This is a genomic window from Paenarthrobacter nitroguajacolicus (genome assembly GCF_029952445.1).
GTDB lineage: Bacteria > Actinomycetota > Actinomycetes > Actinomycetales > Micrococcaceae > Arthrobacter > Arthrobacter nitroguajacolicus_B.
Map to the genome: position 1 here is coordinate 1 of NZ_JAQPPK010000038.1, position 20,614 is coordinate 20,614.

Below are 20,614 nucleotides of genomic sequence, written 5' to 3' on the forward strand. Positions count from 1 at the left end.
CGAGGAGCACACGACTCCCTCCTCGTCGGCAGCGTCAGATGTGTATAAGGGCCAGGCGTCGGGAAGTCCTGCCGCACCCGCAGCTGCCCCGCCGCCCGCGTCGGGAAGCCCCGCCACGCCCCCGGTGTCGGGAAGTCCTGCCGCACCCGCGGCTGCCAAGCCACCGGGCTGTGGAATGACAGTCTGGTCGGGTGGAGTATCTGAGGACGGGGCTGCGGTAGTCCTCGAAGTCCGGGTGGACGTGCCCGGTCCGTTCAGCAGCCCGACGCCATGGAAGCCGTCGAAGTTGGTGACGAACGCCGTCGTTCCTTTGTTCGCCGCAGCGACGAAGTGCGGCGAGCTCGGGCACCGCCGGGAACGGACTGCAGCGAGCGCAGCGACAGCAGGGGACGTTTCCGCCCGTAGTGCCCTCGACCGCGCCTTCTCTTCCATGAATAAAGCATTTCACCCGGGTCTGACATTATTAGCGCCACCCAAATTGAGAAAGCCGGATGTTGGTCCCGGGTTACCTGGAGCAGTCACACGGATGTAAGGGCCGCCAGTGCCATCTGTTCCAGAATGGGCCTGGCTGACTTTACGGCGATTTTCCTGCCGTGCTGCCGAACGGAATGCGGTGTTGAGTTGATCAGGCCGAAGGCTGCATGTGCCCTGACTCGCAGTCCTGCTGGGTCTTCGCCATCGTGGATCCGCGAGAGGACATCAACCCAGGTCTCCACGTAGCTGCGCTGGAGGGACCGGACCTCGGCCTGATCGGCATCGCTGAGGCTAGTGAAGTCACGGTCCTGAACCCGGATCACATCGGGATTGCTCAGGGCGAAGTCCACTTGGAACTGCACCAACCCCTTCAGCGCGGACAAGGGATCGTCCGATTCCGACACCACCCGTAGCCCGCCGTCCAGCAAGTCCCGGCTGACGCTGAGGAGCAACTCGCCAAGTACTGCCTGCTTGCCCGGGAAGTGACGATATACAGCTGGGCCGCTCACGCCCGCCGCCGCTCCAAGGTCTTCCAGTGATACCCGGCTGAATCCGTTGTCAGCAAAGAGGCCCGCAGCGGCGGACAACAGTGCCAACCGCCGAAGCTCCTTGGCCTGGCTGCGTTGCGTTGTGGTGGCACGGGGGCCTTCGGTATTTCCTTCCGTGCCTGTTGTCACGTTGTCCTCCTCGGTACCCATGCCAGCGCACCGGGCCGGGCCGCGTTGTGCTGGACATCACAGTTAATACAGACTAACCTAAATTTCAGTTACATGGCACTAACCGAAATGGCCTGGGGCCGGGAATGGGACAGGGGTCGATGGAGACAATTGCCAGCCTGAAGGGCGCTGCAAACGGCACGTTCGAGGCCAATGAACAGGCCCAGCGGGCCCTCGTGGAGCAACTGAAGGATCGCTTGGCGACGGCGGCCCTCGGCGGCCCGGCGAAGTCCCGGGAGCGGCACATCGCCCGCGGAAAGCTTCTGCCCAGGGAGCGTATTGATTACCTCCTGGATGAGGGCAGCCCCTTCCTGGAGATAGCACCGCTGGCCGCCTACGGAATGTACAACGACGATTCACCCGGCGCAGGCGTGATCGCGGGCATCGGGCTGGTGCATGGACGCCATGTCCTGGTGATCTCCAACGACGCCACGGTCAAAGGCGGAACCTACTATCCCATGACCGTGAAAAAGCACCTCCGCGCCCAGGAAATCGCCTTGGAGAACAAGCTCCCGTGCATCTATCTGGTGGATTCCGGCGGTGCGTTCCTCCCCAAGCAGGACGAGGTCTTCCCCGACAAGGAGCACTTCGGGCGCATCTTCTACAACCAGGCCAGGATGTCCGCGGCCAAGATTCCGCAGATCGCGTCCGTGATGGGTTCCTGCACGGCGGGCGGTGCATATGTGCCGGCGATGAGCGACGAGACCGTCATTGTCCGGAACCAGGGCACCATCTTCCTGGGCGGTCCGCCGCTGGTCAAAGCTGCCATTGGCGAGATTGTCACCGCGGAGGAACTCGGCGGCGGGGACGTCCACTCGCGCATCTCCGGCGTCACCGACCACCTGGCAGAGAATGACCAGCACGCGCTGGAAATCGTCCGGGACATCGTGGCGACATTGCCGAAGCCGGCGCAGCCGGCATGGGAAACGCTCGACGTCGTCCTGCCGCCCGTCGTCGAACCGTCAGGGATCTACGGTGTTGTCCCAGTGGACGTCAACGCCCAATATGACGTTCGCGAGGTCATCGCACGCATTGTTGACGGTTCCGAGTTCCATGAGTTCAAGAAGAACTACGGCACCACCTTGGTGACCGGATTCGCGCATGTGCACGGGCATCCGGTGGGCATCGTGGCCAACAACGGGGTCCTTTTCAGCGAATCATCGTTGAAGGGAGCCCACTTCATCGAGCTGTGCGACCAACGCGGAATTCCGTTGATTTTCCTGCAGAACCTCTCCGGGTTCATGGTGGGCAAGGACTACGAACAGGGTGGGATCGCCAAGAACGGCGCCAAGATGGTGACGGCAGTGGCCACCGCCCGCGTGCCCAAGCTGACAGTGGTCATTGGTGGTTCCTTCGGGGCCGGCAACTACTCCATGTGCGGCCGTGCGTACTCACCCCGCTTCCTGTGGATGTGGCCTGCTGCGCGCATCTCCGTCATGGGTGGAAACCAGGCCTCCAGCGTCCTCGCGACGGTCAAAAGGGACCAGTACGAAGCGGCCGGCGAGGAATGGTCCGCAGAGGACGAGGAAGCTTTCAAAGCCCCCATCAAGCAGCAGTACGAAGACCAGGGAAGTCCGTACTACTCCACCGCCCGGTTGTGGGATGACGGCATCATCGATCCCGCCGACACCCGTCGGGTACTGGGAATGGCCTTGGACGTCGTTTCCCGCCAACAACTGCCCGAGACCTCCTTCGGCCTCTTCAGGATGTGACCATGACAACGCCAACAACCAGCACGGTACAGCGCCCGGCGGCCCAACCCTTCACCGCCGTCCTTGTGGCCAACCGAGGCGAGATCGCTTGCCGGGTGATACGCACGCTCAAAGCAATGGGTATCCGCTCAGTTGCCGTCTACTCGGACGCGGACAGGAACGCCCGGCACGTAGCCCTCGCCGACACCGCCGTCGCCATCGGAGGAACAGCGCCTTCGGAAAGCTACTTGAAGATCGACGCCGTCATCGACGCCTGCCGTCGTAGCGGTGCCCAGGCTGTACACCCCGGGTACGGCTTCCTGTCCGAGAATGTGGAGTTCGCCAAAGCCCTGGACGCCGCAGGAATCACCTTCATCGGACCAGGGATCGGCGCCATCGAGGTCATGGGCGACAAAATCCGTTCCAAGAACCATGTGATGGCCTATGACGTCCCATGCGTGCCCGGAATCGCCAAGCCCGGCCTCACTGACCAACAGCTGATCGAGGCAGCACCAGGAGTCGGATTCCCGCTGCTCATCAAGCCATCAGCAGGCGGCGGCGGCAAAGGCATGCATGTGGTGGAGCGGCTTGAGGATATGGCATCCGTCCTGCAGACAGCCCGGCGGGTGGCGGCATCGGCTTTCGGCGACGACACCCTTTTCCTTGAGCGGCTCATCCGGGCCCCCCGCCACATCGAGGTGCAGGTCCTCGCCGACAACCACGGCAATGTCATCCACCTCGGCGAGCGTGAATGCTCCCTCCAGCGCAGGCACCAAAAGGTCATCGAGGAAGCCCCGTCGGCACTCTTTGAGTCAATGCCCGACGGCGCTGTGCAGCGTGAGCGCATCGGCGAGGCCGCCTGCAACGCCGCGCGCTCGGTCAATTACAGCGGCGCGGGTACCGTCGAGTTCCTGGTGTCCGATGAGAACCCGGGCGAGTTCTTCTTCATGGAGATGAACACACGGCTGCAGGTGGAGCATCCTGTCACCGAGATGGTCACGGGGATCGACCTCGTGGATTGGCAGGTGAGGATCGCCGCCGGTGAGGTGCTCACCGTGGCGCAGTCCGACGTCGTACTGAACGGACACGCTGTCGAGGCCCGGGTCTATGCGGAGGTGCCGGAGCGCAACTTCATGCCCTCCATGGGCCGCGTTGTGGCCCTTGCCGAGCACGGTACGCCGGATCCAGGTATTTCGGGGCAGCAATTGGCGCCGTTGAACGTGCGGATCGACTCGGCAATGCAGGACGGCCTGGAGATCACGGGGGATTACGACCCCATGCTTGCCAAAGTGGTTTCCTGGGGCGAAAACCGTGCCGCGGCGCTGGATACCCTAGACGCCGCTCTTGGCCGTTACACCCTGCTGGGCCTGGACACCAACGTGGAGTACCTGAGGCTGCTTATCAATGACCCGGAGGTCCGCGCGGGACACCTGGATACCGGCCTCATTGAGCGCAAGCTGCCGTCCATGGAATTCAGGCACGTCGGAACCAGGGAGTTGGTGGCTGCAGCCCTCACGCTCTGGGTTGACCGCAAGGGCGCGGCCCTCGCTGGGGACGCATGGAGCGCACCGGACGCCTGGCGTGTCGGGGCGCCCGGGGCATGGACGGCGACGTTCGGCGTGCCGGGCGGCGGAGCAGCCACCGTGTCCATCACTGAGCACACAGGCTTCGTCACTGCATCTGTCGACGGCGGCGCCCCGGCTGACGTCCGAATGGCCGGCAGGAGCGCGGACAGCATTGTCCTGGAGTTCGACGGCGGCCTGGTCACCTTCGCGGTGGGCGTGGTTCCCCGCGGGCACGGCGGCATCAGTGAGCTGTTCCTGGGCAACAACGGGTGGTCATGCCGCTTGGAGGTTTTGGACCGCGCGGAACGGTTGCGGCGGATGCTCGCCGGTATCCAGCGCGTCGACGGAGCAGCCGATCCCGAAGTGCGCTCGCCGATGCCCGGAACGGTGGTGTCCGTTTCCGTCAATGACGGCGACTCGGTGGAGGAAGGCCAGGTCCTTCTGGCTGTCGAAGCCATGAAGATGGAGCACCAATTGGTGGCGTCCGTCGCAGGGCGGGTCCACCTCACCAGCAAAACCGGCGACCTGGTCAAAGCAGACCAGGTGCTCGCCACCATCCACGTAGCAGACGCCGCTGAAGAGACAGCGCACGGAAACCCCACAGACAAGGAAGTCCAGCCATGAGCACGTTTGACCTGAACAGCACTTTCGGACTCACCGAGGAATATCAGGACCTCAGCGATTCCGTCCGGGAGTTTGCCGACGAAGTTGTGGCTCCGGTGTCAGCCAAGCACGACGAAGAGCACAGCTTCCCGTATGAAGTCGTGAAGCAGATGGGGGAGATGGGGCTTTTTGGCTTGCCCTTCCCTGAGGAGTTCGGCGGAATGGGCGGGGACTATTTCGCCTTGGCCCTGGCCCTGGAGCAACTCGGCCGGGTGGACCAATCGGTGGCCATCACTCTTGAGGCGGGCGTTTCCCTGGGGGCGATGCCCGTGTACCGCTTCGGCACCGACGCTCAGAAGGAACAGTGGCTCCCGCAGCTGGCATCCGGCCGGTCCTTGGCGGGCTTCGGTCTGACAGAGCGCGAGGCCGGCTCCGATGCCGGCGGCACCAGGACCCAAGCCCGCCTGGACAACGGCGAGTGGGTTATTAACGGCAACAAGGAGTTCATCACCAACTCCGGCACGGACATCACCACCCTGGTCACGGTCACTGCGGTCACCGGTACCAGGGAAAACCCGGACGGCAGCGTCAAGAAGGAAATCTCCACCATCCTGGTGCCCACGGACACGCCCGGTTTCACCGCCGAAAAGCCCTATAACAAGGTCGGGTGGAATGCCTCGGACACCCACCCGCTCACCCTGGATGAAGTCCGCGTTCCCGAAGCAAACCTTTTGGGGGAGCGTGGCCGCGGCTACGCCAACTTCCTCTCGATCCTGGATGAGGGGCGCATCGCAATCGCCGCGTTGGCCACCGGCGCAGCCCAAGGCTGCGTGGACCTGTCCGTGAAGTATGCCAAGGAACGCAGCGCGTTCGGGCAGAACATTGGCAAGTACCAGGCCATCCAGTTCAAGATCGCGCGCATGCAGGCACGGGCCCATACAGCCCGCCTGGCGTACTACGATGCCGCCTCGCGGATGCTCGCGGGCAAGCCGTTCAAGACCGAAGCCGCCATCGCTAAGATGGTCGCAGGCGAGGCAGCCATGGACAACGCGCGGGACGCCACCCAGGTGTTCGGCGGCTATGGCTTCATCAACGAATTCACGGTGGCACGCCATTACCGCGATTCCAAGATCCTTGAAATCGGGGAGGGCACCACAGAGGTCCAGTTGATGCTCATCGCCCGCGAACTGGGTCTGTAACTTCACGTTGGATCGGCAGTGGCAGGGAAGGATCAAGGATGATTGACAAGGTTGTTGCCAGCGCCGCAGACGCGGTGAAGGACATCCCGGACGGAGCCTCGCTGGCCGTGGGAGGGTTCGGGCTCTGCGGGATCCCGGTCTCCCTGATCGAGGCCCTCCACAGCCAAGGCACCTCTGATCTTGAAACGGTCAGCAACAACTGCGGAGTGGACGACTGGGGCCTTGGCATCCTCCTCAAAGACGGACGCATCCGCCGGACCATCAGCTCGTATGTGGGCGAGAACAAGGAATTTGCCCGTCAATACCTGGCCGGGGAGCTCGAGGTGGTCCTCACGCCGCAAGGCACGCTGGCCGAGAAGCTGCGCGCCGGCGGCGCCGGCATCCCCGCCTTCTACACGAAGGCAGGTGTTGGAACCCAGGTGTCCGAGGGCGGCCTTCCGCAAAAGTACGACGCCGATGGCAACGTTGCGATTGCCTCCGCGCCCAAGGAGGTGCGGACTTTCAAGGACGGCGACTACGTCCTCGAGGAATCGTTGACCCCGGATTTCGGCCTGGTGCACGCTTGGAAGGGCGATCGGCACGGCAACCTTGTTTTCCACGCAACCGCCATGAACTTCAACCCCCTTTGTGCCATGGCCGCGCGTGTGACCATCGCGGAGGTCGAGGAACTCGTGGAGCCGGGGGAACTGGATCCCGAGCACATCCACACTCCCGGAATCTTCGTACAGCGGGTGGTGGTGGCCGCCTCCGGCGAGAAACGGATCGAAAAACGCACCGTCGCGTTGACCCCGGGAACGGCAACGCCAACGGCAGCGGCCACAGCAACGGCAGGGGAAACCGGACAGGCAGGAGCCCAACGATGACCGACAACACGTTTCACGACATCCCGCCCCGGCCCGAAGCCGTCCGGCACGAGTACCGCCGGGCCGACGTCGACCATCACGAGGCCAAAGGCTGGACCCGGAACGAACTGGCCGCGCGCGTCGCCCGGGAGCTGGTCAACGGGCAGTATGTGAACCTTGGAATCGGGATGCCCACCCTGATCCCCAACTACATTCCGGACGGCGTAGAGGTGATCCTCCACTCGGAGAACGGAATCCTTGGCGTCGGCCCGTACCCCACCCAGGACAGGATCGACCCCGACCTCATCAACGCCGGCAAGGAAACAGTCACCACGAATGCGGGGGCTGCGTTCTTCGACTCTGCGTCCTCGTTCGGCATGATCCGTGGCGGACACGTGGACGTTGCTGTCCTGGGGGCGATGGAGGTGGCAGCCAACGGTGACCTTGCCAACTGGATGATTCCCGGCAAGATGGTCAAGGGCATGGGTGGTGCGATGGACCTGGTGTTCGGTGCCAAGAAGGTCATCGTCATGATGGAGCATGTGGACCGCAACGGCAGGCCGAAGATTGTCCAGGAATGCACGCTTCCGCTCACAGGCAAGGGTTGCGTGGACCGGATCATTACGGACCTCGCGGTGATCGACGTCGTCAAGGACGAAGGCGACCCGCGACTGGTGCTCCGCGAACTGGCCCCGAACGTCACCTTGGACGATGTCCTGGCCGCGACAGGGGCCGAGCTGTTCGAAGAGGACCAGGAGCTCACTGTATGACGCGGGTTGTGGAACAGCGCGGACTGTATTTCGACGAACTTGAAGAAGGCGTGATCTACGCCCACAAGCCGGGCCGCACTGTGACCGAGACGGATAACGTGCTCTTCACCACCCTGACCATGAACACCCAGGCGCTGCACTTGGACGCGGCATGGAGTTCCTCGCAACCCTTCGGCCAGCGGCTCATGAACTCCATGTTCACCTTGTCCACAGTGGTGGGGCAGTCGGTGACCCAACTGACGCAGGGAACCATCATCGCGCAGTTAGGTCTTAGCGATGTCACGTTCCCGCACCCGCTGTTTCACGGCGATACGCTGTACACGGAAACGGTGATCACCGGAAAACGGCTGTCCTCCTCCCGTCCCGGACAGGGCGTGGTGACCATGCAGCACACCGGCCGGAACCAGGACGGAACGGTGGTGGCCCTGGCCACGAGAACCTGCTTGATGTGGACCAAGGAAGCACACGCCGCGACCGTTTCCGACCATTAGTACACCCAGCAGCCAGTACGACCAGCAGCAAGGAACTTCATGCAGCCCCAGCACGCCGCTCCCTTCACCATGGGCCCGGCCCTCCTCTTTTGCCCAGCCGACCGGCCGGAGCGTTTCGGAAAGGCCGCGGACCGCTCGGACGCCGTCATCCTGGACCTGGAAGACGCAGTGGCTCCTGCCGACAAGTCCCGGGCCCGCGAGGCCGTCCTGGCGCAGCTTGGCGCAGAAGGACTGGACCCGTCCCGGACCATTGTCCGCGTGAATCCCGTGGGAACGGCCGAATTCGAGCTCGATCTGCAGGCCCTGGAGAAGACGCCATACCGGACCGTCATGTTGGCCAAAGCGGAGAACGCCGAGCAGCTGCACGCCCTGGCTGGGTACAGTGTCATCGCCCTGTGCGAAACGGCGGCCGGCATCGTGAACGCCTCCGCCGTTGCTGCCGAACCCAACGTGGTGGGGATGATGTGGGGTGCGGAGGACCTGCTGGCATCCTTGGGCGGGCTCTCCAGCAGGAACGACGACGGCGGCTACCGTGCGGTTGCCCTGCACGCCCGGTCCACCGTGCTGCTGGCCGCGAAAGCCGCGGGCAAGGAAGCCATCGACTCGGTGTACGTGAATATCCCCGACCTCGATGGCCTGTTGGCTGAGTCCGTGGATGCCGTGGCCAGTGGCTTCGGAGCCAAGGCGTGCATCCACCCGAACCAGGTTGCCGTGGTCCGGGAGGCCTACGCGCCTGCGCCGGAGGACGTTGCCTTGGCTACAGAACTTCTGGAAGCGGCGGCATCGGCCGGCACAGGAGTGTTCCAGTTCAAGGGCAAGATGATCGATGGCCCCATCTTGAAACACGCGGAAGCCACGTTGCGCCGTGCAAACCACCCGCGAGTTGGCAGTTAATGCCAATGTTTCCCCAAAACATTGTCACTAACTGCCAAGTCGGTGCGGGGCTGAAGCGTTAGGCGTGGACCGCCGTCGAGAGTTCCGTGAGTTCCACCGAGGCGGGCCGCGCGGTTGTGCTCTTGATGGCTACTGCTTGTCCGCTCTTGGCCGACGCCAGCACTGATTCCATGATCTCAAGGGCATGGAAGGCCAACTGGCCACCGGCCCGTGGTTCCTGTCCCTCAGGGGTAGCTGCTAGATCTGCGATGCCGAAGCCGCGACCGGAGTCCTTGTAGCCTGCCGAAACCGGGAGGGTCTCCCAATCTTCTGCGCCCAGGGCGAAGAGCTGCACATCCCCGTCAAAGTGATTGGGATCCGGGACGATCAAGGATCCCTTTTCGCCGTGGATCTCGATATTGGGACTCTTGGTCTTCACGGCATCGAAACTCATGAAGAGCGTCGAAAGCGCTCCGGAGGCATGGACCAGGACACCGGTAACGTGCGAGTCGATGTCCACCGGGACTTTCTGGCCCTCCCGCGGTCCTGAACCGATGGTCCGTTCGCTGCGGGTATGGCTTGCAGCGCCAATAACGGACACCACGGGTCCCAACAACGTGACAAGCGCAGACACATAGTAGGGGCCCATATCCAGGAGTGGCCCACCGCCGGGCTGGTAGTAGAAGTCGGGGTTCGGGTGCCAGCGCTCATGGCCTGGAGTAGCCATGGTGGCCGTGGCCGAAACCGGGGCACCGATTAGTCCGTCGTCGATCGCTTTCCTGGCAGTTTGGATGCCTGTTCCCAGGACAGTGTCCGGTGCGCAACCAACCAGTACTCCGGCGGCGGACGCTGCTTCAAGCACCTCCTTGGCTTCGGCGGTAGTGGCCGCGAGGGGCTTTTCGCCGTACACGGATTTGCCGGCGGCGATTGCCTTCAGCGCGATGTCGGCGTGCGCGGCCGGGATGGTCAGGTTCAGGACCAGCTCGACGTCGTCGGCTGCCAGGAGCCCATCAACGCTGAGTGCACGGACGCCCTCATAGGAGTCGGCAACCGCTTGTGCCCGTGCGGGATCGAGGTCTGCAACGGCCACCAGGTTCACCGAGTCCAGCCGGCGGAAGTTCGCCAGGTACTGGGCGATGATGGCACCGCAACCGATGATTCCAACGTTCAGTTGCTTGGCCGGGGTCAGCGGGATGCCCACAGCATGCCCCTTTCAATGATGGTGCGTACGTTGTTGTCCTGAAGGATTTCCACCCGGTGGCCCGGAGTGCAGACAAAGATTTTGCCCTGGCCCCATTGCCGTGTCCAGATGGCCGGAGAGGTGACTTCCCGGTTCCACGGATCCCACTCCCGCACTTTTTGGGTAGTGGTGGCCAGGACATCAATGTAGTCGTCGCTCAGGACCCAGTACTGCTCCGTGACAAGGTCAAAGTCGCCAATTCCCTGGGTGATGGGATGTTCGGCCGCCGCGGGCAGCATGTTCACTGTGTAGGGAACGTAATTGTCCGATTGCTCGCCGATCTGCTCGTCCACGTGCTTGCCCGGGTGGCAGGCAAACTGGCCACCGATGAGGTGGAGGTAGTCGGAGTTGTTCCGGTAGGAATCCGCGATGCCGCCGTGCCAGCCCGCCAGCCCGGTGCCGTTTTCGACGGCGGTCCGCAGCCCTTGGAACTCGTCCTTTTCAATGGTGGACATCGTCATGCACTGCACGATCAGGTCCACCCCGGCCATGTAGTCGGCGTCGGCGTAGATCTTGGGTGACTCTTCGACGCGGACGTCGTAGCCGTTATCCCTCAAATAGGGGAGGAAAAGCTCGGTGGCCTCAACTGGCTGGTGTCCATCCCAGCCGCCGCGGACCACCAACGCGGTCTTGTTATTGCTTGTCATGGTTTCCTTCGTATCGGGGCGTGTTCGTTGGAGTCAGGGTTCAGGGCGTTCAGCGTGTTGCGAAGGCCGCATCAAAGGCAGCTGCCGGGGGCCTGATGGCTGCCAGTTCGCGGACCATCCGGAGCGCCTGGGGAGCGCCGACCATACGATCCATGCCTGCGTCCTCCCATTCGATGCTGGTTGGTCCTTCATAACCAATGGCGTTCAGGGTGCGGAAAATCGGCTCCCAATTCACGTCGCCATGGCCTGCGGTGACGAAGTCCCATCCGCGGCGGGGATCTGCCCACGGCAGGTGTGAGCCAAGGCGTCCGTTGCGTCCGTTGAGTTGCCGGACGGATTCCTTGACGTGGACGTGGAAGATCTTGTCGGCAAAGTCCTGCAGGAACATCACGGGATCCAGGTCCTGCCAGATGAAATGGGACGGGTCGAAGTTCAGGCCGAAGCTCTCCCTGGGCCCTATCGCTTCCAGTGTCCGCTTGGCCGTCCAGTAGTCGTAGGCGATTTCCGACGGATGGACTTCCAAAGCGAAGCGGACGCCCACTTCATCAAAGACATCGAGGATCGGATTCCATCGGTCCGCAAAGTCCTGGTAGCCGCGCTCGATCATGGCGTCGGAGGCCGGCGGGAACATTGCCACACACTTCCAGATGGACGAACCAGTGAAGCCCGTGACCGTCTTGACGCCCAGCCGGGCCGCGGCGCGGGCCGTGGTTTTCATGGCCTCCGCGGCCCGTTGGCGCACCCCCTCCGGCTCACCATCGCCCCACACCGCCGGTGAAAGGATGTCCCTGTGACGCTCATCGATGGGGTCATCGCACACAGCCTGCCCCGTGAGGTGGTTGGCAATGGCATGGACGGAGAGCTGATGCTTCTCGAGGATGTCCAGCTTGCCCTGCAGATAGGAGTCATCCTCGACCACTCGCTGGGGATCCAGATGATCACCCCAACAGGCGATCTCCAGGCCGTCAAAGCCCCACTCGCCGGCGAGCCGCGCCACTTCTTCGAAAGGCAGGTCAGCCCACTGGCCGGTGAAAAGCGTGATGGGTCGGCTCATGATGGTTCCTTATCGACGTTCTGCCACTGGCTTTGGTTCCCGGCGCTGGCCTCTACGGCGGCCAGGACCTTTTGCACCTGCAAAGCATCGGCGAACGACGGCGAGGGCTGCTCGCCTGCGCCGATGGCATTTACGAGGTCCACTGCCTGATGGGTGAATCCGTGTTCATAGCCAAGTCCATGCCCGGTGGGCCACCAATTGGCTGTGTAGGGGTGGGAGGGCTCCGTGACCATGATTTTCCGGAAGCCCGCGTCCGGTTCCAGCGCGGAATCGTAGAACTGAAGCGAGTTCATGTCCTCGAAATCGAATGCCAAGGAACCCTTGGTGCCGTTGACCTCCAAGCGCATCGCGTTCTTGCGTCCCAAGGCAAATCGGGTGGCTTCGAAAATGCCGATCGGGCCGGCGTCAGCGCCGCCGTCGGGCCTGGCCTCAAACCGTGCGGTGAACAGCGCGGCGTCGTCCACGGTTACGGGGCCGCGGGGTCCATCGGAACCGCCGTGGCCCCCCAACCCCACGAAGTCGCCGCCCACCGGGCGTTCCTTCACGAACGTTTCCAGCAGGGCCGAGACTCCGGTGATGTTGAGTCCGGTGATCCACTGGGCGGCGTCGATGCTGTGCGCACCGATGTCGCCCAGTGAACCGGAACCGGACTTGGCTTTATCCAGACGCCAGGTCAGGGGCGCATCCGCATCGCTGAGCCAGTCCTGGAGGTACTGGGCGCGGACGTGGCGGATTTCGCCCAGCCGGCCGTCCTCCACCATTCGTTTTGCCAGTGCCAAAGCCGGGGTGCGGCGGTAGCTGAAGCCGCACATCGACAGGACTCCGCGTTCGGCCGCGGCCTGGGCAACGGCTGTCATCTTCGCTGCTTCCTCCACCGAGTTCGCCAGCGGCTTTTCACACAGGACGTGCTTTCCCGCTTCAAGGGCCGCGATGGCGATCTCGGCGTGGGTGTTGCCTGGCGTGCAGATGTCGATCAGGTCGATATCGTCACGCTCGATCAGCCGCCGCCAGTCCGTTTCGGTCGATGCCCAGCCGTACTTGGCAGCCGCCGCCTGGACACTTTCCGGGTTCCTGCCGGCCACGGCCGTGAGTTCAGGCGTCCGTGGCAGGTCGAAGAAGCGTGGCGCTGTACGCCAGGCGTGGGAGTGCGCGGCGCCCATGAAGGCGTAGCCCACCATCCCCACCCGAAGTGGTTGTGCGTTGGTCACAGGAGAGTCCTTTCTGCTGGTGGTAACCAGTTACTTGCTGAAACCGGCGGTCAGGCCGCTCACCAGTTGGCGACGTCCAAGGACGTAGATCACCAGGATGGGAAGCGTGCTCAGGACGACCGAAGCAAGGACGGCCGGAATATTGACGCTGAACTCACCTTGGAAGGTCCACAATCCCAGGGGCAGGACGCGCAGGCCAGGGCTTTGGGTGAGCACCAGCGGGAGCAGGAACCCGTTCCAGACGTGCAGGCCGTTGTAGATCGCCACGGTGACGATCGCGGGCTTGGTCAGCGGAAGGGCCAAACGCCACATGGTCTGCCACTCACTGCAACCGTCCAGGCGCATCGATTCGAAGAGCTCGTTGGGGACGTCGCGGATGAAGTTGGACAGGATCAGGACCGTCAGCGGTATGGCGAACGCTATGGACGGAAGCATGATGGCCAGGAGGCTGTCGTAGAGATTCAGGCGGATGATCATCAGGTAGATGGGGATGATGGTGGCCTGAAGGGGTATTGCCAGTCCCATGAGGAACACGCCGTTGACGAACTTCAAGTACCTGCCGTGACCGCGGACGATTGCGAAGGCAGCCATGAAGGCAATCAGGACCGTGGGGATGACGGACCCCAGCGTGACGATGACGCTGTTCATGAAGTAGGTGGAGAAGTTGGATTCAAGAACCAACTGGTAGTTCTCCAGGGTCGGAGATGTTGGCAGGGCCATCGGATTTTGTCCGAAGTAGCCTTCGGAGGTCTTCAGACTGGTGATGACGATGTAGTAGACCGGAATGATGATGACGGCGAGCCAGATCCAGCCGCCGAGGCCGCCGGGGATGTTGAGCCGCCTGATCCGTGTGCCAAGGCTTTGTTTGGCCTTGATCGATGATGTCGCAGAAGCGGGTGTCCCGGGTTTTGAATCACTCTTGAGGACAGTACTCACGTTACATACCTTCCAATTGGCTGCCCTGTTGGTCCTTGCCACCAAGGCGTTGGAGGAACAAGGCCAGCGCCAGGCCAATGACGACGAGGATGACTGCGATGACGCTTGCAGGTCCCATGAGGTTGGCCCGGAAGCCACGCAAGTACATGTCGAGCGCCAGGATCCGGGTGGAGTTGCCCGGTCCGCCACCTGTGAGGACGAAGATGAGGTCGAAGTACGTCAGGGATCCAACAACCATCAGGGTTGATGAGGTGATGATGGTGTACTTCAACTGGGGGAGGGTGATGTGGAAGAACTGCTTAATGGTTCCCGCACCATCGATCTGGGCCGCTTCGTAGAGCGACTTGGGGATCTGCCGCACACCACCTTGGTAGATGAGGGTGTGGAAGGGCACGAACTGCCAGGCGATGACGAAGATGATCAAACCAAGGGCAAGTTGGGGGACACCCAACCAGTCCTGGGCAAGGAACGGTAGCCCAAGGCCCATCGCCAGGCCGAAGTTCGGGTCCAGTAGGGCTTTGTAGGCGATGGCGACTGCGGCTGAGGAGAGCAGCAGCGGCAGGAAGTACAGCACCGCCAACGCGGCCCTGTAGCGCTGGGTTCCGGCTGTAAAGACGCCCAGCAAAAGACTGATCGGTGTCTGCACGAGCCACGAAACAATCATGATCATGAAAGTCAGGCCCAGGGAGTTGTAAAGCTCCGGGTCGGACAATACCGACGTCCAGTTCTCCATACCGGCCACTCCGATGGCGCCGATGCCGTCCCAATTGGCAAAGCTCAGGGCCAAAACGCCGATCAGGGGCAAGACGGCGAAGACGACGAAGAAGAACAAAGCCGGAAGCGTCAGCCAGGGAAGCGCGGATTTCTGCTTAACGGATTCCCGGAGCTTCTGGGGGGCCGGGACAGCCCTGTGTGAGGTAGCCGAACTCATTTGCCCAGGGTGGCATTCATGTTCTCAGCGAATTGCTGCGGGGTGATCGACTTGAGGAAGAGCTGGTCAATGTTGTTCAGCAGGGCTTCGGCAGCGGTGGGGCTCAATGCCTGGTCCCAGGACTGCTGGAAGTTGGGGGCGTCCTTGCCCAGGGCATAGACGAAGTTCAGGAAGTCCTTGTCAGGGGAGGAGTCAAGCTTGCTTTCAATACCGGTGACGATCGGAACGGAACCGGAGTTGATATATGCGTCAATGACGGTGTCCGTCATGATGCCGTCCTTGAAGAACTTCTTGGCCGAGTCCTTTTCCTTGTCCGTGGCCTTGGCCGAGATGGACATGTACTGGGCCGGGTTGCCCACGCCGTTCTTCGGATCGCCCTTGCCGCCGGCAACGGTGGGGAAGTTGGCGAAACCGAGCTTTCCGTTCTGGACGAAGTTCTGTCCGTCCTTCTTCATGGCGCCGTAGGTCCAGGAGCCCTGGAGCATCATGGCCGCCTTGCCGGTGAAGAGGAGGGCCTGGTCTGCCTTTGAGTCCGCCGTGATGGAGGAGAAGCCCTTGATGAAGCCGTCCGCGGATACCAGTTCCTGGATCTTGGTACCCGTTTCGATCACAGCCGGATCCATCCAGGCATTGGGCTTGCCGTCGAAAATCGCCTGGAAGACTTCAGGGCCACCGATGCGGTCCAGCAGGTATTCCAGCCACATCATGGAGGTCCAACGGGACTGTCCGCCCAAGGACAAGGGGGCTACGCCCATGTCGTTGAAGGTTTTGACCAAGGACATGAGGTCGTCCCAGGTCTTGGGCGGCTGGACGCCGGCTTTGTCGAACAGTTCCTTGTTGTAGAACAAGACAATCGGGGCCACGTACTGGTTGGGAAGGGCGTAGATCTTGCCGTCAACCGTTGCCGCTCCGAAGGAGGACGGGAAGAACTTGTTCTTGAGGTCCGGGTTGGAATCGAACCAGCTGGTGAGGTCTTCAACCTGCCCGGCGTCCGCGTAGGTTTTCAGGCCACCGCCACCCCAGCCGTAGATGATGGTGGGAGCCTGGCCGGCGCCGATGGCGGTCTTGATCTTGGTCTTGTAGGCATCGTTCTGGAAGTACGTTACGGCGATCTTGTTATCCGGATTAGCCGATCCGAATGCATCCACGGCCTTCTGCATGGTGGTTTGGTTGGGCTCACCCGTGAGGAACCACATGCTGGCTCCTCCTCCGCTCGCACTGCCTGGACCGGACGTGCCGCAGGCGCTCGTGGCCATGACGGCGAAGGGAGTTACAGCCGCGAGGGCCAGGAAAGAACGCCGGGATGATTGGAACTGCTTCATTGCTTCTCCAGGGGTAGTCGCATCGCTGAGCAAGCCTTATCGCTTACTGCCGAAAAGAGTGCCTGGCTCCGAAATTTATCGAAATATTTCGCCGCCATGATTTAGGTCACGGTCTAAACTAAAGCCTTCGCAGCGGTCCGTCAAGAGCCTGTGTCGCCCAGATTGAGATGACAATTGCCTCGATCAAAAAAGTGACTCATACTGAAAATGCATCGAAAAATTTCGAAAGTTGGGGATCATGGTTCGAGAAGTGCGCCCGCCCAAGTTGACGCTGGCCGCCGTCGCCAAGGAAGTGGGCGTTTCGGCACCCACCGTGTCCAAGGTGGTCAACGGCCGGCAGGACGTGGCCGAGGAGACCCGGAACCGCGTCCTCGCCGCCTTGCAAAGGACCGGCTACAGGTCCCCATTGCAGCGGAAGAGCCCTCCCGCCCAGCAAGCCGTCGAAGTGGTCTTCGACTCCCTGAACTCCGCGTATTCCGTGGAGGTCCTCAACGGGATCATGGAGCACGCCGCGGCCTCGGACATGGAAGTGATCCTTTCGGTCACCAGCAGGCAGGCAGCCTCGCCCCTGGGTCCGGAAGAGCGTGCCCAGCGCATGCTCGATGAGGGTCGCAGCGGCATGATCGTTGTCACCTCCGCCTTTGGATCCGGGCAACTGGCGGCGTTCCAGCGCCGCCGGATTCCCGTCGTCGTTGTTGATCCGCTCAACCCGCCACCCGGTAACGTTTTCAGCGTCGGAGCAAGCAACTGGGCCGGAGGTAAGGCAGCGGCCACCCATCTGCTTGAACTCGGACACCATCGCATCGCCTACATCGGGGGACCGGCTGCTGCCGAGTGCAGCCAGGCCCGCCTGCACGGTTACATGGCCGCACTCATGGCTGCCGGAGTCCCCGTGGTGGACGAATATGTTTCAGCCGGTCCGTTCCGCTCCGCGACCGGGGTCAAAGCCATGAAGGCGCTCCTGGCCCTGGACGAGCCGCCCACAGCGGTTTTCGCCGGCAGCGACAGCATCGCCTTGGGCGTGCTGGCCGAGGCCCGCCGGCAGAACGTCCGGATCCCGGAAGACATGAGCCTGGTGGGATTCGATGGCACACCGCAGGCGGAAGAGTCCCTCCCGCCGTTGACCTCGGTATCGCAGCCCCTTCAGGAAATGGGTCGTTCGGCGTTGAGCTTCATCCTGCGCCAAAGGAACGGAGAGGAAATCGACTCCCGCCGGGTGGAACTGGCCACCCACCTGGTGGTGCGCGAGTCCACAGCCCCGCCGCGGGCGTCCGCCGCTAGGGGAGCCGCCGCCGTCGAGGGCTGAGAGATATCGGCGGGATGGCCTCGTACAGCAGCACCCGCACCCAACGGTCGCCGGTTTCGCGGAACTCCGCACGGCTGGCGAAACGGTAAAGGTAGCTTCGCGCACGCAGCCAACGGGGGCGTTCGCCGTCGAACGGGTCAAGGCGAAGCAGTCGCAGCGTTGGCTTGTCTGCCTCCAATAGTTTGTCCAGGAAAGCATAAAACCAGTCCTCGTGGACGGTCCGCAGCGGCAGGAACCACATCAGCCAGTCCAGCCGCAGGTGGTACGGGGCCCATTGCCGCGGGAGCCGGCGGACATCGCCGGGCTTTCCCTTGAAGCCGTACTCCAACCAGTGATCATCGGGCGCCTCCGGTTCCTCACCGAGGGTGCCTTCCACCACGATCTCAATGCGCTGTTTGGTGACGGTGCCGAACGCGCCATAGGCATTAACCAGGCGCCAGCGGTTGAAACTGGCGTTCATGAGCTGCCGACGGGAGAACAGGTTCAGCAGCGGGCGGTAGCTCAGCACCAGCAACAGCACAGTGACCACTACGACGACGGCGAGCCACCACGCCGGGGTTTCGGCCGCTTTGTGCCACTCAAGCGGGATGAACGGAAAGACAGCGTGGGCGACGGGATCGCTCACGCCTGCGAAGGCCAGCACAATGGCTTGCCAGTTCAGCCAGGCGAAATTTCCCGATGCCACAAGCCAGAGCTGCGTGAGGATGATGATGCCCGCGGCGATGCTGGCCAGCGGCTGCGGTGCGAAAAGGAAGAACGGCACCACCAGTTGCGCGAAGTGGTTCCCCAGCACTTCAACCTTGTGCAGCGGGCGGGGGAGGAGGTGAGCCTGCCTGCTCAGCGGGCCCGGCATGGGCTGGGTCTCATGGTGGTAGTACATTGCCGTCATGTCGCGCCATTCGCGACCCCCGCGGATTTTGATCATGCCCGCCCCGAACTCAAGCCGGAACACCAGCCACAAGATCAGGATGAGGATGGTGGTCGGTGGCGGCGTTTGGTCCGAACCAAGGAAGGCCATTGTGAATCCGGCCTCGAGGAGAAGGATCTCCCAACCGAATCCGTAGAAGGTCTGGCCGACGTTGACGATCGACATGTAGAGGAACCACATCGCCAGGAAGGCCAGCATTGGCAGCCACGGAGGACCGGCTTGGGGAAGACCTGCCACCAGGAGGGCAGCCAGAACGATGCCCACCCAGCACACAGCCTTGAGCAGGGCATCGGAGTAGCGCCACCTGAAAAGCGTCGGCCGGCCCAGTCGCCGGGCGAAATCAAGGAACGCCGGAACCGGAAGCAATCCGCGCTCGCCGAGAAGGGCAGGAAACTGGTTCAGCGTGGAGAGAAAGGCAATCAGGTACAGCGCGGCCGTGCCGCGCTGCAGAACCTGCCGCGCGAACTCGTAGTCCCGCGCGTCGAACCAGGACAGCCATTCCACAATTCCACGGTACGCAGGGGAGCCTGACGGTCAAGCGGTAGCCGTGAGGCGCCCAGATCGTTCGCGGCCCTCCGTGCAGGCTGGGATACTTAATCCATGCAGCCGCGCAAGATCGTCATCCTCGGGTCCACTGGTTCCATCGGCACGCAGGCGATCGACGTCGTCGACGCCGCCCCGCACCGGTTCGAAGTGGTGGCGCTCAGTGCCGGCGGCGGGAACCTGGAACTGATCGCGCAGCAGGCTGTGCATACCCGCGCCCAGGCAGTGGGCATCGCACAGGGCGATCCTGGCGTGCTCCGGCGCCTGATCGAGGCCTCCGCCGCCGAGGCCGGCGTGAAGAACTTCGCCCCCGAAATCTTTGCCGGTCCCGATGCCTCCACAAAGATCGCTGCCATCGAATGCGACGTCGTCCTGAACGGAATCACCGGTTCAATCGGATTGGCGCCCACCCTTGCCGCGCTCGGTACCGGAGCCACGCTGGCTCTGGCGAACAAGGAATCCCTGATCGTTGGCGGTGCCCTGGTCAAAGCGGCAGCCCGCCCCGGGCAAATCGTTCCAGTGGACTCGGAACACTCCGCCATCGCCCAGTGCCTGCGGTCCGGGACCGAACAGGAAGTGGAGAAGCTGATCCTGACCGCTTCAGGCGGCCCTTTCCGTGGGCGTACCCGCGACCAGCTTCACCACGTCACTCCGCAGGAAGCGTTGGCCCACCCCACCTGGGACATGGGGCTCATGGTCACCACCAACTCGGCCAGCCTGGTCAACAAGGGCCTGGAAGTAATCGAAGCACATTTGCTGTTCGACGTACCCCTGGACAGGATCGACGTGGTGGTCCACCCCCAATCCGTAGTCCACTCGATGGTCCAGTTCGTGGACGGATCCATCATCGCCCAGGCTTCGCCGCCGGATATGCGGCTTCCCATCGCCCTTGGATTGGGGTGGCCTGACCGGGTTCCCCGCGCTGCCCAGGCATGTGATTGGACCAAGGCCACCAGCTGGACCTTCGAGCCGCTGGACGCTGTGGCCTTCCCCGCGGTCGAACTCGCCAAGGATGCGGCCAAGCAGGGAAGCACTTTCCCGGCAGTGTTCAATGCAGCCAACGAGGAAGCCGTCGTAGCTTTCCACGCTGGCCGGATCCGGTTCACGGACATCGTGGACACTGTCGAAACCGTCCTCAGCGAACATTCAGGCTCCTCCGAGCTAACGGTGGAGTCCGTGCTGGATGCTGAGAAATGGGCACGAGCCCGAACCCACGATCGTTTAGCTTCACGCAGCGCCCTGTAGCCCAAACACCTTTACGGAAGCAGTCCCACC

General features: G+C 62.7%; 18 protein-coding genes and 1 pseudogene. 9 read left to right on the plus strand and 10 right to left on the minus strand.

Annotated features, from left to right (window positions below):
* Both PJL15_RS20560 and PJL15_RS20565 read right to left on the minus strand, forming a co-directional pair.
* Window positions 1-432, minus strand: a pseudogene (locus PJL15_RS20560) (hypothetical protein); the annotation flags it as partial.
* Window positions 433-518: 86 nt separating this feature from the next.
* Window positions 519-1,172, minus strand: coding sequence for an SACE_7040 family transcriptional regulator (locus tag PJL15_RS20565; protein WP_281452990.1), 654 nt, complete (start codon window positions 1,170-1,172; stop codon window positions 519-521).
* A gap of 119 nt (window positions 1,173-1,291) precedes the next feature.
* Here PJL15_RS20565 and PJL15_RS20570 point away from each other — a divergent pair, with 119 nt between their 5' ends.
* Genes PJL15_RS20570 through PJL15_RS20600 form a run of 7 tightly spaced genes read left to right on the plus strand, consistent with a single transcriptional unit; the run spans window position 1,292 to window position 9,245 of the window.
* A complete protein-coding gene (locus PJL15_RS20570; RefSeq protein WP_281452991.1) occupies window positions 1,292-2,902 on the plus strand; it encodes a carboxyl transferase domain-containing protein in 1,611 nt (536 codons plus the stop codon).
* A gap of 2 nt (window positions 2,903-2,904) precedes the next feature.
* Complete coding sequence (locus PJL15_RS20575) at window positions 2,905-5,070, plus strand: biotin carboxylase N-terminal domain-containing protein (protein WP_281452992.1); 2,166 nt, start codon at window positions 2,905-2,907, stop codon at window positions 5,068-5,070.
* Window positions 5,067-6,248, plus strand: coding sequence for an acyl-CoA dehydrogenase family protein (locus PJL15_RS20580; RefSeq protein ID WP_281452993.1), 1,182 nt, complete (start codon window positions 5,067-5,069; stop codon window positions 6,246-6,248). The genes PJL15_RS20575 and PJL15_RS20580 overlap by 4 nt, the downstream gene beginning before the upstream one ends.
* Window positions 6,249-6,286: 38 nt before the next feature.
* Window positions 6,287-7,111 carry a CoA transferase subunit A gene (locus tag PJL15_RS20585; protein WP_281452994.1) on the plus strand — a complete coding sequence of 275 codons (825 nt, stop codon included), beginning with the start codon at window positions 6,287-6,289 and terminating at the stop codon, window positions 7,109-7,111.
* Window positions 7,108-7,860, plus strand: a complete 753-nt coding sequence (locus PJL15_RS20590) for a CoA transferase subunit B (RefSeq protein ID WP_281452995.1) — start codon at window positions 7,108-7,110, stop codon at window positions 7,858-7,860. The genes PJL15_RS20585 and PJL15_RS20590 overlap by 4 nt, the downstream gene beginning before the upstream one ends.
* The gene (locus PJL15_RS20595; RefSeq protein ID WP_281452996.1) at window positions 7,857-8,351 is read left to right on the plus strand and encodes a MaoC family dehydratase; all 495 of its coding nucleotides are present in this window, start codon (window positions 7,857-7,859) and stop codon (window positions 8,349-8,351) included. Before PJL15_RS20590 ends, PJL15_RS20595 begins: the two co-directional genes overlap by 4 nt.
* Window positions 8,352-8,390: 39 nt before the next feature.
* Entirely contained in the window at window positions 8,391-9,245 is an 855-nt protein-coding gene (locus tag PJL15_RS20600) for an HpcH/HpaI aldolase/citrate lyase family protein (protein ID WP_281452997.1), read from the plus strand.
* A gap of 58 nt (window positions 9,246-9,303) precedes the next feature.
* On the opposite strand, the gene PJL15_RS20605 is transcribed toward PJL15_RS20600, so the two are convergent.
* The 7 genes from PJL15_RS20605 to PJL15_RS20635 are packed head-to-tail and all read right to left on the minus strand — an operon-like array spanning window position 9,304 to window position 16,562.
* Window positions 9,304-10,425 carry a Gfo/Idh/MocA family protein gene (locus PJL15_RS20605; RefSeq protein ID WP_281452998.1) on the minus strand — a complete coding sequence of 374 codons (1,122 nt, stop codon included), beginning with the start codon at window positions 10,423-10,425 and terminating at the stop codon, window positions 9,304-9,306.
* Complete coding sequence (locus PJL15_RS20610; protein WP_281452999.1) at window positions 10,410-11,111, minus strand: ThuA domain-containing protein; 702 nt, start codon at window positions 11,109-11,111, stop codon at window positions 10,410-10,412. The genes PJL15_RS20605 and PJL15_RS20610 overlap by 16 nt, the downstream gene beginning before the upstream one ends.
* Before the next feature lie 49 nt (window positions 11,112-11,160).
* Window positions 11,161-12,165, minus strand: coding sequence for a sugar phosphate isomerase/epimerase family protein (locus PJL15_RS20615; RefSeq protein WP_281453000.1), 1,005 nt, complete (start codon window positions 12,163-12,165; stop codon window positions 11,161-11,163).
* Window positions 12,162-13,373, minus strand: coding sequence for a Gfo/Idh/MocA family protein (locus tag PJL15_RS20620; protein WP_281453001.1), 1,212 nt, complete (start codon window positions 13,371-13,373; stop codon window positions 12,162-12,164). Before PJL15_RS20620 ends, PJL15_RS20615 begins: the two co-directional genes overlap by 4 nt.
* Window positions 13,374-13,403: 30 nt before the next feature.
* Window positions 13,404-14,309 (minus strand): carbohydrate ABC transporter permease, encoded by a 906-nt coding sequence (locus tag PJL15_RS20625; RefSeq protein ID WP_281453002.1) that lies wholly within the window; start codon window positions 14,307-14,309, stop codon window positions 13,404-13,406.
* A gap of 1 nt (window position 14,310) precedes the next feature.
* Window positions 14,311-15,240: a carbohydrate ABC transporter permease gene (locus PJL15_RS20630; RefSeq protein ID WP_281453003.1), complete on the minus strand. Its 930-nt coding sequence runs from the start codon at window positions 15,238-15,240 to the stop codon at window positions 14,311-14,313.
* On the minus strand, window positions 15,237-16,562 hold the full coding sequence (locus PJL15_RS20635; RefSeq protein WP_281453004.1) for an extracellular solute-binding protein: 1,326 nt from the start codon (window positions 16,560-16,562) through the stop codon (window positions 15,237-15,239). Before PJL15_RS20635 ends, PJL15_RS20630 begins: the two co-directional genes overlap by 4 nt.
* A gap of 238 nt (window positions 16,563-16,800) precedes the next feature.
* On the opposite strand from PJL15_RS20635, the gene PJL15_RS20640 reads away from it, so the two are divergent.
* Entirely contained in the window at window positions 16,801-17,868 is a 1,068-nt protein-coding gene (locus tag PJL15_RS20640) for a LacI family DNA-binding transcriptional regulator (protein ID WP_281453005.1), read from the plus strand.
* Here PJL15_RS20640 and PJL15_RS20645 read toward each other — a convergent pair.
* Window positions 17,840-19,300: a lipase maturation factor family protein gene (locus PJL15_RS20645; protein ID WP_281453006.1), complete on the minus strand. Its 1,461-nt coding sequence runs from the start codon at window positions 19,298-19,300 to the stop codon at window positions 17,840-17,842. The two genes, PJL15_RS20640 and PJL15_RS20645, sit on opposite strands and share 29 nt — an antisense overlap.
* A 96-nt stretch (window positions 19,301-19,396) precedes the next feature.
* Between PJL15_RS20645 and dxr the strand changes: the two genes are divergently transcribed.
* Complete coding sequence (dxr, locus tag PJL15_RS20650) at window positions 19,397-20,584, plus strand: 1-deoxy-D-xylulose-5-phosphate reductoisomerase (protein ID WP_281453007.1); 1,188 nt, start codon at window positions 19,397-19,399, stop codon at window positions 20,582-20,584.
* Window positions 20,585-20,614 lie beyond the last annotated feature (30 nt).

Bases quoted from the DNA above. Each gene is read 5' to 3' on its own strand.
- PJL15_RS20590 (WP_281452995.1), top strand. From the start codon at position 7,108: ATGACCGACAACACGTTTCACGACATCCCGCCCCGGCCCGAAGCCGTC.
- PJL15_RS20635 (WP_281453004.1), bottom strand. From the start codon at position 16,562: ATGAAGCAGTTCCAATCATCCCGGCGTTCTTTCCTGGCCCTCGCGGCT.
- PJL15_RS20575 (WP_281452992.1), top strand. From the start codon at position 2,905: ATGACAACGCCAACAACCAGCACGGTACAGCGCCCGGCGGCCCAACCC.
- PJL15_RS20610 (WP_281452999.1), bottom strand. From the start codon at position 11,111: ATGACAAGCAATAACAAGACCGCGTTGGTGGTCCGCGGCGGCTGGGAT.
- PJL15_RS20640 (WP_281453005.1), top strand. From the start codon at position 16,801: ATGGTTCGAGAAGTGCGCCCGCCCAAGTTGACGCTGGCCGCCGTCGCC.
- PJL15_RS20595 (WP_281452996.1), top strand. From the start codon at position 7,857: ATGACGCGGGTTGTGGAACAGCGCGGACTGTATTTCGACGAACTTGAA.
- PJL15_RS20570 (WP_281452991.1), top strand. From the start codon at position 1,292: ATGGAGACAATTGCCAGCCTGAAGGGCGCTGCAAACGGCACGTTCGAG.
- PJL15_RS20615 (WP_281453000.1), bottom strand. From the start codon at position 12,165: ATGAGCCGACCCATCACGCTTTTCACCGGCCAGTGGGCTGACCTGCCT.
- PJL15_RS20600 (WP_281452997.1), top strand. From the start codon at position 8,391: ATGCAGCCCCAGCACGCCGCTCCCTTCACCATGGGCCCGGCCCTCCTC.
- dxr (WP_281453007.1), top strand. From the start codon at position 19,397: ATGCAGCCGCGCAAGATCGTCATCCTCGGGTCCACTGGTTCCATCGGC.
- PJL15_RS20565 (WP_281452990.1), bottom strand. From the start codon at position 1,172: ATGGGTACCGAGGAGGACAACGTGACAACAGGCACGGAAGGAAATACC.
- PJL15_RS20580 (WP_281452993.1), top strand. From the start codon at position 5,067: ATGAGCACGTTTGACCTGAACAGCACTTTCGGACTCACCGAGGAATAT.
- PJL15_RS20585 (WP_281452994.1), top strand. From the start codon at position 6,287: ATGATTGACAAGGTTGTTGCCAGCGCCGCAGACGCGGTGAAGGACATC.
- PJL15_RS20630 (WP_281453003.1), bottom strand. From the start codon at position 15,240: ATGAGTTCGGCTACCTCACACAGGGCTGTCCCGGCCCCCCAGAAGCTC.